The sequence below is a fragment of the Flagellimonas sp. genome, from assembly GCF_965222555.1.
GTDB lineage: Bacteria > Bacteroidota > Bacteroidia > Flavobacteriales > Flavobacteriaceae > Flagellimonas.
This window is the reverse complement of the sequence record NZ_CBDCUG010000004.1, coordinates 204,938-219,549: the sequence shown is the minus strand read 5'-3', so window position 1 is coordinate 219,549 and position 14,612 is coordinate 204,938. Positions and strand designations below refer to the sequence as shown.

Sequence of the window (14,612 nt, the reverse complement as noted above, 5' to 3'; positions counted from 1 at the left end):
CGAGCCAGGCGAAGTGATTTTGTGGGAGCAGGAGGTATGTAGTTATTTGACCTTTTCTTTTCTAAATTGATCTATTTTAGCTATTAATTCAACAATTTCTTCAGGGATATCTTTCCTGCTCATGGAACTTATAATATTTGCGTGAGTAATTGTAATGGAGTAATTATCCTGTAAATACGAATTCAAACTTGATAACATTTCCTTACCAGGAATTGCAGAGAGACGAAGTCTAATATCTTCCCAAAGAGTATCAAATTCTTTTAGTATTTTTTCAGTTATTGTTGATTCGTCTATTTTGGGGTTTAAACTTTTTTCATACTTAAACCTATGTGATTGCAATTGAGCAAAAGTTTTGTGCTTAAATTCTGAGGATAGATTGCTTAACACCTCATTAATATCTTCGTCAAATTTTATTGTTTTTCCAGCTCTTTTGTTTACCTCGACAATTCTTGATTTGATAGCCTTTTCAATTGAAGTTGGCACTAAAAGAAAATTCTCTATTTCTTTTCTGGAATGTATATGACAAAAAGAACTTCCTTTTCTTAAATCTTTTAGTTCCAAATTTATCTCATCCTGTGATTTGTAATCTCGATCAAATATTACGGCTGATAGAATTTTTGAACCAATAGTCTTTTCAATTCCTTCCTTAAACGCTTTAAGTTTAGTTGGATTGAATCCTTCGACAGGGACGACCGCAAATTCACTTCGATTTGCTACTTGATTTTTTCTCAGATTTCTTGCAATTCTAGAAAAAATCAAAAAATCTTTACCTTCCACAAAAAGCACACGTTTTGACTTTGCAATTTGGGTTAAAATTGGGTTTAGGTTTGATCCTAATACTTTGAAAATTTCCCTTAGTTGAGAAGGGTCTTTAATACGTTTAGCTGATTTATTGACTTTATTTATTAATAGAATATCATTTAAATCCGCCTCACTAATCAGTTCTGTTGAGTGAGTGGCAATTACAATGTCCGGACCTAATCCTTTGAGTATTCCAAGTAATTGACGTTGTAAATCTGAATGTAAGTATATATCTGGTTCATCAATTAAGAAAAGTGATGCATTTTTGTTTTTGATTATGAAAGTTAGCATTTGGCACCAGACCTGAAAACCAAAACCAGCCCAATAAATTTCTCTAGGAATTCTTTCTTCAGGACAAAACATATCGAGAGTTGGGTCTTTACTTGAATAATTAACCTCTGGAGGTGAAATATCTAGACCTGGCCATGTCATTTTTATTAATTCTCTAAAGTCGACAAAGTCTTCTCTGTAATGAAACCAAATATTTCTGAAGTTTCTAGATGCGGTGTGACTTAATAATGCTAATCTAGCGGCTTGTTTTTGATATAGACGCTCTAAGTGTTCAACTGGTCCTAAAATTGGGACATAACCAATATCAACTTGCACATTTTTTTTAAAATCACTTGGAGAGCGAATTGCAAATCTATCAGATTCTATATTAAAAAAACATGCCCCTCTTTCTGGGAAAAAGATTTGTAAATGCGAACCATCAGAGAGTCTATACCGTATAATTGCGGAAGAGGAATCGTCATAGTTGTGAAACACATTTTCCGTTGCAACAGGAATCTGGCTTAAATCCAATTCATATCCTAATATTTGATGTCCAGTAGGACTTTCGATGAATATTGGTTTTCTTGATTTAGCACGTCTTATACCTTCGGACAAAATTTTCAAAGATCCTATTACAGTGGATTTACCTGCGTTATTTGGACCAACCAAAATATTAAATTCATTAAGAGCAACTGAGAAGTCTTTAAAGCTTTTATAATTTTTGTATTTAATTGAGGTAATATGCTGCATTTAATCTAATTAGGCGTCGTCTAAGGTATGTTCTAGTTTTAGTGGACATACAGACAGATTACTGAAACTGTTTCATCACTGGTAACGAAGTTCACCGAATTTTCTGTCAAAATCAATAGACACAACCTTTAGGTTGTAAGAAGTTATCAACACAACATCCCCAAGGATTTTAAATAAGCCGTATATTTGAAACGCAAACTTCATCATTACGATGCCATTCCTATACAATTGGTTTAAGCAAGAGTCTTGGAGGGGCAAACGGGTGAGAGTCCCGAGACCTATTCAGAGCATCGCTTTGATGGAGTTTGCGGTGACCCCTCCTTTTTTATTAACTTAACCATTTACTTATGCAAACTCTCGATGGTCATAAGCCATGTTCGCACTGTAGTGCTGACCACGCTTCGGAGGATACACGATACGTATCAAGAATTTCCCAATTGCTTACCCCAGCTCAGGCAGCACTTTTAGATTTTGCCAATACGGTGGACGCCCCAGATTTGGTAAAGGCCTTAAAATTGGTTCATAATATGGCGCTGTACCATTCAGACGGCCTTATAGATGACCCAGAAAAGGTGGCCCTATATTGGGTAAAAGGGCTTTGGGAGCATTTGGAGGAAATAGGGTAATGGGCGGTTGGACTGTTGGATAATTGGATTGTTGGAGTTTAAACTTTGTTACTTAAACTTGTCTTTTTGAGGTGAAAAGGTTGAAATGCGTCAATTCGAGTGAAGCGAATGTCTAAAAAGCAAAAAATACGTCATTCTGAATTTATTTCAGAATCCCAACAATCTGATAACCCATGTTTATGAGAAACTGAAACGAGTTCAGTTTGACGAAAACCATATTTTTTAAACAGTTTTTTTATCGAGAATCAACTTGTGGTCTTTATAACGGTTCTCGATACGCTTCGCACTCGAACTGACGTTGGTTTATACAGTTTTCTTTGATTTCGACAGCTCCTTCGACTGCGCTCAGGATGACAGCTCAATCTGACAGAAAATCACTCGAACTGACGTTGGCTTATACAGTTTCCTTTAATTTCGACTGCTCCTTCGACACTTCGACAATGCTCAGTGCGGGCAAGCTCAGGATGACAGCTCAATCTGACAGAAAATCACTCAAACTGACGTTTGAAATGCCTATGGAAACGCTTTGTGATACGAAAGAAAACCCAGTAAATAGGAAAGGAGGTCAAACGTTGGCCAATGTAAAAAGTTGTTCGGTTTGTTTTCGGTTTGCGGCTTTTGGGGCCATTTTCATGGCAAAATTCCGAAGCCCTATTAAAAATGGGTTGGACAAATGTGCCAATTTCCCCAACCTCCAACTTGTTTTTACCACTTGGTGCGCCTTGGGCATTCTAATTTCCTGAAATTTTTGAAAAGCTTGATCAGGCAACCCATTGGCCAAACATTCGGACAGCACGTAGGCATCCTCAATGGCCTGGCAGGCACCTTGCCCCATGTTTGGGGTAGCGGCATGTGCGGCATCGCCCAATAAGCACACATTGTCCTTATGCCAAATGGCTGTGGGCTTTAGATCAATGATATCCGCGGTATGTATTTGTTTTTTTGGAGTAGCAGCAATAATATCTTTTACTATAGGGGTATAGCTGTTGAAGTACGCTTCCAATTTTGTGCTATCGAACTCGTTCACGGATGCTTTTTTGGTTTTTAAGGCGTACCAATACACTTTTTTGGGTGCAATTTGAACAAATCCAAACCGGTCCGCTTTGCCCCAGGCTTCGTTAAGTTCATTTTTATGTGCTTCGGGTAAATCAAGATCAGCGATTCCTCTCCAACACAATTGGTCTGCATTGCGGGTGCTGTTATTGGGGAATAATTTTCGTCTTACCCTGGAGTTCAATCCATCGGCCCCAACAACTATTTGAGACGATACTTCCTTGTCCTCAAAAATGAGTTGGTATTGTCCATTTTGCTGTTTTATATCGGTCAACCTATGGTTCAGATATATGTTGGTGGACTTAAGTTGGTCTACTAAAATCTGCTGTAGCTTTCCTCTATGGATGGCAATGTTCTTGACGCTGTGTTTCCGTTCAAAATAGGTGAGATCTACTTTGGAAATGGGTCTTAAGTTGGGTTTGGTAATATTTATAGAGGAAATTGGATTTCCTCTTTGTTCGATCACTTCCTTAAGATTGAGTTTCTGGTACACCTGCATGGCATTGTTTGCCAGTATGATTCCGGCGCCAATGGGTTTCAGTTCTGGGGATTGTTCAAAAACCCGAACCATGAATCCTTTTTTTTCCAGGGCAATGGCCGTGGTAAGGCCTCCAATTCCGGCTCCAATAATATCTATTGTCATGTTGGTTTTTAGTTCCGTGAAATCTAAATAGAAATTATAAAATATTCATTGACAAAACCGTATGTGATTATGTGATCAAAATCAGGATTGAAAAGCCTATCCAAGTTTTCATCGTAAGTATCTCCTTGCAAGAATATCCTAGTGGACACATGCTGTAAATCATTTAGCGGTACTAAAGAAGGAAATAGTGTTATTAACTCCTCAGGAAATTCAGAAAGTTTCGGATATGTATTAGCATCACATACCACTTTCCAATTGGTCGTGTTGTCACTTCCTATCCATGAATCCTCACGACGGAGATAATCTGCTGTTGTTGAGAAATCAAAAGAGTTTATATTTCCATTTGACGATACCGAAGGTGCTTCTGGATATGATTCAATACTCATGTTTGGACCGTCTTGATTCAAGTGATATGAATATTCATTTGTAGAATAGCTTAACCATGTTCTATAGAATTCAAACTGATCTAAGGTGCCGACCGGAATGCCATTTCCGTTTAAGTCCGGGCTTCCTTGCGGTCCAAGGATAAAATAGCCAGTATCACTTTTAAAGCTTGTTTCAGTTTCAAAGCCCACATGTTGAAAAAGATAGCTTTGATTATCCGGAAGAACGGGGAGGTTGTAGATATTGTCCAACACTTCAAATTCGTTGTAGTCTAAATTGAGATTTGCACTGTTCTCAGTCTTTTTGAAAAAAGAGTACCTCATTTCATAATTCTCCTGATTTAGCACGGTCATTAAATAATTCGGGTTTTCGTTATAGCTTGCAAGACCATTTAACTCTAATGTATTAGTGTTGGGGTTAAAGATTGAAAAAGACCCAAAAGATGGAGCGACAACGGTAGACAAGTTACCATGCCTCATAGTGGAAAAAAAACCGTTCAATACATTATCAGGATTTGGAAAATTTGAAAGGTGTAGAGAAAACTCACCATTGGCCGTTAATTCCGTTTTTTGTTCAAGTTTGGTGGGATATTTACTATGAGTCCAATGGTTTTTTATAGGAATCGAGGTATAGGTAGTTCCAGTGTGCTGGTCTGTTTGTTGGGGTTGGTTGTTTTGATCTTGCGTTGTGATAATTCTGTGATGAAACAAACTTATATGTATATTTTCAGTCAGGTTGTTCTCTAAATCTTCGAATTCCAACGTTTCTCCAGATTCGTAGGATTTATAATCCAAAAGTTTGCCATTTTCGTCATGGATCAATATCCAATTATCTTGTTCAGAAGTATTTATACTTTGATCAATTGTAAAGGTAAAATAGACAATTGGTTCAGGTTCGGGAGGCGGGGTTGGATCTTTTGGAGTTTCTTTTGGAGTTTCTTTGGGAGCCTCGCTTTCTGGCTCAGGAGAATTGTCCTTGGAACATTGTATAAATAGAAAAAATGAAAGCGCCAGAAAACAAAATTTGGGATTTTGCATGAGGTTGATTTGTTAGGTTCCCACAAAATAGGTGAAATATTGCTTATAAGTAAAATTTTATGTTGAAATGCGCAGCCTTTATACTCTTCATAGGAAAATAGGTTAATTTCTAATCTGAGTTTTCAAATACAGTATAGGAGGAGAGGTGTTGGAATTACAAAACGATGTTAGCATTTCTGAGCAATTTTCACCTCAATACATGGTATTTCCATTGGCAGAGCTTTCGGGTATTTGTTGCATAGCATCCCAATGCTCCACAATTTTGCCATTGGCATCAAACCTAAAGAAGTCCATGGTAACGTATTCTTCATTTCCCGGCCAGGTCTGATGGGTATGCAGGGCCACTAAATCCTTTTCTGCAACTGCACGTACAAACTTTATGGACTTGTTTGGATATTCTCTGAACATTCTTTCAAAATATGCAATGAAGGGTTCTTTTCCATCACCAACCAGAGGATTGTGCTGAATGTATTCTGCGCCAACATATTTTTCCACTGCTTTCCTTGGGTCGCCATCGTATGCCATTTGATAAAAACCAATGGCGTTCTTTTTATTTTCCTCTAAACTCATAAAAACGAAGTTTGCTGATTTTCTATTACAATCCAAATTCTGCCATTACGGGATAATGGTCAGACAATCCGTGCGTTTCTTGCTGGTTGAATATGTTAAAGGCTTTGCAGGTATTGGCCAAATTGGGGCTGGCAAAAATATAGTCGATACGTACCCGGTTCGCCACAATGGATTTATCTGTATTGTTGTATTTGCCTACCAAACCTGGGGTAGGATAGGTATAACCTTGGGTGACCATATCTACCTTGTTCAAAGCAAGATCCACCGCCGGGCATGCCAAAAACTGACCGATTACAGAGTAATCAAAATTTCCGTTGAGCAGATTGGAGTGTTTGGCATCACTTTTAGGTCTATACTTTTCGCGCAATCCGTTGTTCTTTTCCAATGCATAGGCATCAAAAGGAGAGTTGGCGTTAAAATCACCGAGGATAACATAGTTATCACTTTGATTTTTCTGAATGTCCTGTACGATCATTTTGGCTTCCCGCAACCTAAATTTAGCATCGGCAGGGGATAGGTGCACCACATAAAAGTCAATTCCATACGTTTTGCAATGGAGCATGCCGTGCCAAAAGGAATCTAGTTTTCGTTCCACTAACTCAACGGGTCGGTTAGAGGTCAATCCGGTAGGGTACCCCTCGGTTTTTAGCAATTGGACGTATTGGTGGCCCCATTTTAGGGCATCTTCCTTGAGCATTTGCTCATCATAACCACATAATTCTTGCAATGCGACCACATCCGGTTTTTTACTTTTGATCCATTCAATGCAATTGGCCTTTCTTTCGGTATCCTTTCCCCATTCAAAGCCATTCCAGATGTTATAGCTCATCACTTTAAGGGTTTCTTTTTCATTTTGGGCAAAGCCTCCTAGTGTAATTAAAACAAATAAAAGGGCAGAAAGAAGGGGATTTTTACGTTGAATCATTTTTGATCGTTATATAAAATTATGTACAAGTGCCTGGCTAAGTTCGCTGAAATTTCCTTTGTAATCAATGTATATTTGATACAAAGTTGAAACTCTTTTCCGATCTTATGGCCTTTGAGAAATACGATTGGGTTAGACTCTGGTTGGTGCTTCTCATAAGGACTATTTCCCTTCTTCAACAACAGCAACAATGCGCAATGGCGCCCCACTTCCGCCTTCAATTTTCATGGGCAATGCAATAATTTCAAAACCTGTAGAAGGCAGCTGGTCCAAATTGGTCAAGTTTTCAAAGGCAGGTATGTTGTGCCCCAATAAGATTACATGACTTTCAAAGTATTGGGATTGGCCATAATCAATACTTGGGGTATCAATGCCAATAGAGGAAATCTTTCGCTTATCTACCAGCCACTGGGCAGCTTCGGGTGAAAGTCCTGGAAAGTGCAACAATTTAATGGCCTCTTCTCCACGCTCATCTGTGCCCAGGTACTTTATTTTGTCTGGGTAGTATTTGGAAAAGTTGGTCTGTAACAATACAATGCTCCCTTCGGGAATTTGGGTTCCATGCCGTTGCTCCCAATCTGTAAAATCTGTTATACTGACCAAATAATCGGGATTGTCACTTGTTTTTGCCGATACATCAATTTTGATGGCATTTCCAATCAATCTTTCCAATGGAATTTCATCCACCGTTTGTTTGTTTTCGGCAAAGTGGATAGGAGCATCAATATGGGTGCCTCCGTGTTCGGCGGTCTTGAAATTGTTGGCAGCGTAGAAGTATCCCTTTTCGGTTTGTCCGTTGAACACAGTGTCCAATTCAAACTCCTGGGCGGTTACCCAATAGACAGTTTTGTCGGAGTAGGAGTGAGAGAGGTCAACTATTCTTTTTTGCGATGTTGGAGCAGGAGTTGACGCATCCGACTCTTCTTTTGAGGTTGGTTTGGATTGACACGATATTAAGATTACGCTCGCGCAGAGGTAGGAAGCAATTATTCTCATGGTTAATTGACTTTGGACAAAGTTGGTATTGAAGTTCGTTGATTTTTCTTTTATGGCCAAGAAACTGTGTTTCCAGTCTCAAGATTTTCTGAGATTCGATTTAAAGAGTAAAGAGATGGGGTTATCTGTTTTCTCCCATGATTTGCTCCACAAATTTGTCTAGTTTTTTTAAATCTTCTTTTGTCTTCAAATAAGGATCAATTCGGAACTCCCCCATATCCTGAATACGATATTCGGGTAAAATTGCACTGAAATTAAGAAATACAAAACTGTCGACAATCCTTTCTTTAAGAGGATGGGGGACTTTGTACTTTTGGATGATGGATTCCTCAACGCCCATATGAACGATTTCATGGATGATAGTATTGGCGGGGTTGTCGTAATTCTTAAACTGCCCTTCGGGTGCGGTGAAAATCAAAATAGAGCCTTCATCAGGGTCATAGCTCCCTCCAGGTCCATAGAGTGTCAGGTTTATTTGATACGTTTCGAACCGCTTAAAATCCCAATTGAAATTTGATCGGTCAATTTTATTGATCATGGTGTTGATAAGCGCCTTTTCATCGCCTATTTTTTCGTACCCTTTTAAATAATCGCTTCTGTTATAGATGCTGTCTCTAATAAATATCTTGAGGCGCTCGTAATCATCATCAGATAGCTCTCCGGTTTTGGATTTTGATTTTAAATCAGCAACCAATGTACCTGCTGGAAGATTTACTTGGTAGTTGTTTTTCTCAAAGAAGGGGATATCTTGGAGGGTTGTCCAAATGTATGCCGATTCATCATCGGCAGTAGGAATGTTGACTTTGATATAATCTTGGCCTTTTACCGAGCAGGAGATGAACAAGATTAAACAGACCAAAATATTGAAAGTAGCGCAACGCATGGTATTTATTTCCAGTGACTAATATAAAGAGTAAAGGCTATAAGGTATTGAGAAAGCTGGTCAAATCCATATCCTTGTCCAGCTCCAATTTCTTTTTAAGTCGATACTTTGATTTTAGAATACTATCTGGTAGCACATTTAATGTAGCGGCAATTTCCTTGGTGGTCAAATTCATCCGTAAAAACGCAGCCAAACGGATTTCTTTTTCTGAAATATCAGGATAAAGCGTTTTGAGCTTTTGGTCAAAGTCGTTGTGCACCTCGGAGAAATAGGATTTAAACACTTCCCAATCTTTATCCGAGGCATTCTGTTTTTTTAGCAGCATAACTATCCGCCGGAACTCCACTTTAAACTTTTCAGGGGAGCTCTTGAGGTTTTCCAGGTTTTCTTTGAGCTCTTGGATAAAGGTGTTCTTTTGCACCAAATGCAAAGTTTGGCTGGTCAGTTCCTTCTTTTTGTGTGCAATTTCCTGTTTATAGATTTCCTCTTGTTTTTCTCTCGCAATACGGTTCTTTTTGATGCGTTGTCGAAATCCAAACACTAAGAGCCCTGAAAGGGCTAGGGCAGAGGCCATACCTCCAGCGTACAGTCCTTTGGTGAGTTTGTCCACTTTGGCCTTTTCATTCAAGGTGTTGATTTCCTCTTGTTGCAATGCTATTTCGGATTCTTTTTTTTCGGTTTCGTAAATTGTTTGTAGCTCGTTCACCTTGTTTCGCGCCTCTTTTCCATAAATACTGTCGTTTTGAGATTTGAAAAGCTCCAGGTAACCTAGCGCCGTCGAAGGATTGTTTTTCTTTTTGTAAGATTTATAGAGTAACTCATAACTACGATTGGCTCCCACTTCAATACCTATTCTTTCACTTACCTCCAGAGCCTTTTTTGAATTATCTATGGCTTCGTCATAATTACCTTCTTCATAGTATAATTCACTTAAATTAAGCAATACAGTTTGTTGACTAAAACCAGAATTTATTTTATCAGCAATGGATAAACTATTCAAATAGGTTGTCTTTGCTTCTTGATAATCTTTGGATAAAGATTGAACTTTCCCTAGTTCATTGAGTGCTGTTGAAAGTAGGATAGAATCCTTCATATCCCTAGCCAAAACTATGGCTTTTTTAATATTAACTTCTGCGCTATCTAATACTAATGGTTCCTTGGTGTATAGAATACTTAACCCTTCATGTGCCAAAGCAAGCGTATAATTTGAATTGTATTCTTCAAAAATGGGAATGCACTCGTAGTAATACTCCAAGGCCTCTTTACGATTATCAAGAGACTCATGAACACAGGCAACAATATAACATCCTTTGGCGTATCCAACCTCATCTCCAAATTTTTTGAAAATTTCAGAAGATAATAACCCATATTTCAAAGAAAGTTGAAAATAGCCTTGTTCCAAATAAATGGAACTATTTAATAGGTAAGTAGACCCCAATCTTAATGAATCTCGAATAGCAATCAAACCATCTTCAGCAAATTTGTTATAGTACACTGCACTGTCATACTTGGATTGGTAGAAATAGTCCCTTACAATATTACTAGTCGCAAGCACTTCTTCTTTTTTCATCCTGTTATCCCTAAAAATCTTAAAAGAATGTTTTAACTCGTGCGCTGATTTTTCAAACTCGCTAAGTTGGGAATAAATGGCTCCACGATAAAGATGTCCAAGTCCTTTACCTTTGGGATAATTCAATTCGTTCGAAAGGTCCAATATTTGATTGGCATAACTCATAGATTTATCGGTATCGTTATCTAGATAATATTTCCAAATTTTGGAGAGTGTTTCTATCTGGGTGGTATCCTTTCGGGACAGCTTCACGACTGCTAAAAGACTGTCTATATTGTTAAATGATTGAGAGTAACCCAAAAAGTTGAAACCAATTGAAAACAGAATTATTAAATAAAAATTTCTCATAGGGTATTTAAAAATTGGTTCAAATCGGTTTCTTTGTCCAGTTCTAATTTCTTTTTAAGTCGATACTTTGATTTTAGAATACTATCAGGTAGCACATTGAGTGTAGCGGCAATTTCCTTGGTGGTCAAGTTCATCCGTAAAAAGGCAGCCAATCGGATTTCTTTTTCTGAAATATCAGGATAAAGCGTTTTGAGCTTTTGGTCAAAATCGTTGTGCACCTCGGAGAAATAGGATTTAAAGACTTCCCAATCTTTATCCGAGGCATTCTGTTTTTTTAGCAGCATAACTATCCGCCGGAACTCCACTTTGAACTTTTCAGGGGAGTTTTTAAGGTTTTCCAGGTTTTCTTTGAGCTCTTGGATAAAGGTGTTCTTTTGCACCAAATGCAAAGTTTGACTGGTCAGTTCCTTCTTTTTGTGCGCAATTTCCTGTTTATAGATTTCCTCTTGTTTTTCTCTGGCAATTTTATTCTTTTTGATGCGCTGCCTGTACCCAAAAACAGATAAGCCAAACAAGGCTAGGGTAGAGGCCAATCCGCCGGCATAGAGTCCTTTGGTGAGCTTGTCCACTTTGGCTTTTTCATTTAAAGTGTTGATTTCTTCTTCCTGTAGGGCTAGGGCAGCTTCTTTCTTTTCGGTTTGATATTTTATTTCTAACTCGTTAATGCGTTCAATGTTCTCATTACTCATAATCTCATTGTTCAATTCGGCATATTTTTTATGAGAATCAAGAGCATTCTCAAGTTTTCCAAGTTTATGATAAACTCTTGATAAATGTAGATGGCTTTTAATCATTAATTTACGTGTCCCCGCAGCTTCCAATTTAGCCAAAGCAGCCAATTGTAATTGTAATGCTTCGGTGTAGTATCCCAGATGGTGTTTTGTAACACCTAAGTTTCGCATGGTCACAGCAACCAGCGCTTCTTCTCCATGATTTTTACTTATAGCAAGTGACTTATTGAAATAGTCTACAGCATCTTCATAAAAACCATTTTGCATCTTAATTATCCCAAGATTGTCATATGCAGCGGCTAAATCATTGTTTCTGTTACTCTTTTTATAGTAATTAATGGCTTCAAGAAAATAGTCCATTGCCTCTTCATCTTTACCAATATCTTTTAAATTCAATCCGATTAGGTAACGAATGCCATTCAAATCCGATTCAAGTTTTAGGTTGTCGTAGATATTTTCTGCTTTTTTATACCACTGGGTGGATACTTCGTAATTTTTTAGATCACCTTGGGCATTGCCAATATTCCAATAACTTGCAGCTAATTTTTCGTCGTCTACACCTATTTCTTCCTTTAGTTTTAATGATTTCATATGGCTTTCAAGGGATGCTACATAATTTCCTATTCCGCGATAGGCATTCCCAAGATTGTTCAACATGGCGCTTTCCCTTTCCTTATTACCCAAAGAAGCGTACATTTTTAGTGCTTTGCGCAATAAGGAGATAGCTTCATTTGGTTTTGAATTAACCAAAAAGTAAACTCCATGTTCGTTAGTAGTCTGGGCAATAAGGTTTGAATCATTTAGTTTTTTCGCTATTTGGATACCTTCATCCAAATAGGGTTTGGCCAATTTAGAGTCAATGTACAGGTACTCCATAAAAAGTTCCCGAAGTGTGAATAACCTCTGTTCGTCTTTTTGCCAGCTGAGCAAACTCACAAGGCTGTCTACCTTTTTTTTATCCTGACCGAATGTGTATACAGTGTTTAAACTGATCAAGAGAATCAGTATTAGTTTGATTTTCATAGGAGGTTGATTATAAAACCAAGATACCAAATATATCAGTTGCTAAAACGCTCTATTCCAGAAGACAAAAAGGGCTTGTCCATAAAAAGTCCATGGATTTACACTTTTAAAGATTGCATAAATCTTTGGAAACACCCTATTTTATTAGGGTTTAATGGAAGTTACTTACTTTATAAAAAACCTGCTGTCCATGATGGTTTTCAATGAAATCCATGCCTCGTGTCCATACTTTGTCCATGTCCAAAATTAGGGTTGGGGCATTTTCTCCTCTAGGTTTGGGGTGTTGAACCCTAAAAACCAAATAATTATGAAAACAAATCACCCCCTTTTAAAAGTAGGAATGCTGATCATTGTGTTGGGCATGTCCCTTTCAGTCTTTATTGCGTGTAGTAAAGACAGTACAGAACCACCGGTTACGGATGATGAAGTGGTCATCGATGATGATGATGTTTCTCCAGTAAATTTTAATGCTGAATTGAATGGTCTTCAGAACTTTTCACAACCTATGGAATTGTCAAATCCTGAACTTGTGGAAGACAGTGATGCAACAGAGCGAAATGATCAATATGAGTGTGTGGTAAAAAAATACAAAGCCGCACCGGGATATGACGAAATGCTTTCTTTAGATCCCGCGAATGGAGTGATTTATCCTGGGGCGATGCTCAAAGGAGAGTCGATACCTACTGGAGAATATATTGGCATCAATGGGGGACGAGCACCAATTACCCTGTCCATTTCATTGGAGAATATTGATGGTACCGCTTCGGTTGAAATTGAGGACCCTGACTTGGACGGTGTAAGAAATGGGGTGAATTCTTTATTGGCACAGGGAGTGGATGGTGCTACTCCTGCCGATTTGAATTTTACCATTCAAGAAGTACATTCTGAGGAGCAATTGGATATTGCATTGCGAGCCAATTATCGAAGTCGAAATAAAGATATCTCATCTTCCTTCGATTTTAATAGCACGGAAAAGAACCATAAATACGTGGTCAAGTTTTTTCAGGAATACTATACAATTGATATGACTTTGCCAAAGAATGACGAGCCCGGGTCTCTTTTTACCGAACTACCCAATTTAAATGATACAAGCCCTGTAATGGTCTCATCAGTTGTGTATGGCCGCATGGTTTTATATACGGTGGAATCCAATTATAGCACCTTAGAGGTGAAATCTGCTTTTGCGCTTTCCTTTAGTCAAGGAAGTTCAAGTGGCGACGGAGGAATAAATGTAGATTACGAAAAGATTATAAGCGAGTCCAAAGTAGAAGCCTTGGTCATTGGAGGGTCGGCTGAAGATGCTGTTGGGGTAATTGAAGGCCCGTCTGGAGTGCATAGCTATATCATTAATGGAGGTAATTACTCCAAAGACTCCCCAGGAAAACCCTTAGCATATACCTTAAGATATATCAAAGATGATTTTCCCATTGCCAGAGTGGTCTTGGCCTCAGAATATCCAGTGCGCAGCTGTGATTTGGCATGGCCACAGTACAAGCTTTCCTTTGTAAAAATGACAGGTTCTAAAGCCACAGACAGGGAAGTTTATGGAAGTCTTGAAATTCGGATGTATTCTGCCGCAAAAGGAGACTATGTTGACGAAGACCCTGCAAACGGGGGCAAGGACAATATATGGTGGAATCGCAGTAAAGACGAATTCATTAAGGTACAAAACGATAAAACCTATACTTTTAATGACACACCTAAAACTGGAGAGTGGTTTGTATATACCATTGAGCCCTACAGACCGGATAAGGCTAAAGACTATTTTGAAGTACGGGGACATCTCTACGACAAGGAGTTTGTCGGGTCGCAAGATTTAGGGGACTTGAGCAGACAAGTATTCTTAAATGACCTTGGTGAGCATGCATTGGACAGTGGCGAAATTACAGACGCCGGCCTTACTGCCCCAGGGACAGGGGAGTATTACTACGCCCATAATTTTGAGGATGGTATAACCGTATATTATAAGATAGAAGAATTGTAATTGGCAAGCAGCTGGCCG

11 protein-coding genes are annotated in these 14,612 nt (G+C 38.4%); 2 read left to right on the top strand and 9 right to left on the bottom strand.

The genetic code is table 11. From position 1 onward, the window contains the following. Positions 1-42: 42 nt before the first annotated feature. Positions 43-1,821, bottom strand: coding sequence for an ATP-dependent nuclease (locus ACOQO1_RS05445; protein WP_420601853.1), 1,779 nt, complete (start codon positions 1,819-1,821; stop codon positions 43-45). Positions 1,822-2,168: 347 nt separating this feature from the next. Between ACOQO1_RS05445 and ACOQO1_RS05440 the strand changes: the two genes are divergently transcribed. Then, positions 2,169-2,447: a hypothetical protein gene (locus ACOQO1_RS05440; RefSeq protein WP_420601852.1), complete on the top strand. Its 279-nt coding sequence runs from the start codon at positions 2,169-2,171 to the stop codon at positions 2,445-2,447. Between the two features lie 565 nt (positions 2,448-3,012). On the opposite strand, the gene ACOQO1_RS05435 is transcribed toward ACOQO1_RS05440, so the two are convergent. From ACOQO1_RS05435 to ACOQO1_RS05400, 8 genes are all read right to left on the bottom strand, one after another. Then, positions 3,013-4,143, bottom strand: a complete 1,131-nt coding sequence (locus ACOQO1_RS05435; RefSeq protein WP_420601851.1) for an FAD-dependent monooxygenase — start codon at positions 4,141-4,143, stop codon at positions 3,013-3,015. A gap of 23 nt (positions 4,144-4,166) precedes the next feature. After that, complete coding sequence (locus ACOQO1_RS05430; RefSeq protein ID WP_420601850.1) at positions 4,167-5,564, bottom strand: hypothetical protein; 1,398 nt, start codon at positions 5,562-5,564, stop codon at positions 4,167-4,169. 192 nt (positions 5,565-5,756) lie between these two features. Further along, positions 5,757-6,134, bottom strand: coding sequence for a nuclear transport factor 2 family protein (locus ACOQO1_RS05425; RefSeq protein WP_420601849.1), 378 nt, complete (start codon positions 6,132-6,134; stop codon positions 5,757-5,759). A 25-nt stretch (positions 6,135-6,159) separates the two neighbouring features. Further along, the gene (locus ACOQO1_RS05420) at positions 6,160-7,059 is read right to left on the bottom strand and encodes an endonuclease/exonuclease/phosphatase family protein (RefSeq protein ID WP_420601848.1); all 900 of its coding nucleotides are present in this window, start codon (positions 7,057-7,059) and stop codon (positions 6,160-6,162) included. Positions 7,060-7,221: 162 nt separating this feature from the next. Next, positions 7,222-8,055, bottom strand: coding sequence for a cyclase family protein (locus tag ACOQO1_RS05415; protein ID WP_420601847.1), 834 nt, complete (start codon positions 8,053-8,055; stop codon positions 7,222-7,224). Positions 8,056-8,176: 121 nt separating this feature from the next. Beyond that, positions 8,177-8,938 carry a hypothetical protein gene (locus ACOQO1_RS05410; RefSeq protein ID WP_420601846.1) on the bottom strand — a complete coding sequence of 254 codons (762 nt, stop codon included), beginning with the start codon at positions 8,936-8,938 and terminating at the stop codon, positions 8,177-8,179. Between the two features lie 37 nt (positions 8,939-8,975). Next, positions 8,976-10,856: a transcriptional regulator gene (locus ACOQO1_RS05405; protein WP_420601845.1), complete on the bottom strand. Its 1,881-nt coding sequence runs from the start codon at positions 10,854-10,856 to the stop codon at positions 8,976-8,978. Then, a complete protein-coding gene (locus ACOQO1_RS05400; RefSeq protein ID WP_420601844.1) occupies positions 10,853-12,610 on the bottom strand; it encodes a tetratricopeptide repeat protein in 1,758 nt (585 codons plus the stop codon). Before ACOQO1_RS05400 ends, ACOQO1_RS05405 begins: the two co-directional genes overlap by 4 nt. A gap of 307 nt (positions 12,611-12,917) precedes the next feature. Here ACOQO1_RS05400 and ACOQO1_RS05395 point away from each other — a divergent pair, with 307 nt between their 5' ends. Then, positions 12,918-14,594 carry a thiol-activated cytolysin family protein gene (locus ACOQO1_RS05395; protein WP_420601843.1) on the top strand — a complete coding sequence of 559 codons (1,677 nt, stop codon included), beginning with the start codon at positions 12,918-12,920 and terminating at the stop codon, positions 14,592-14,594. Positions 14,595-14,612 lie beyond the last annotated feature (18 nt).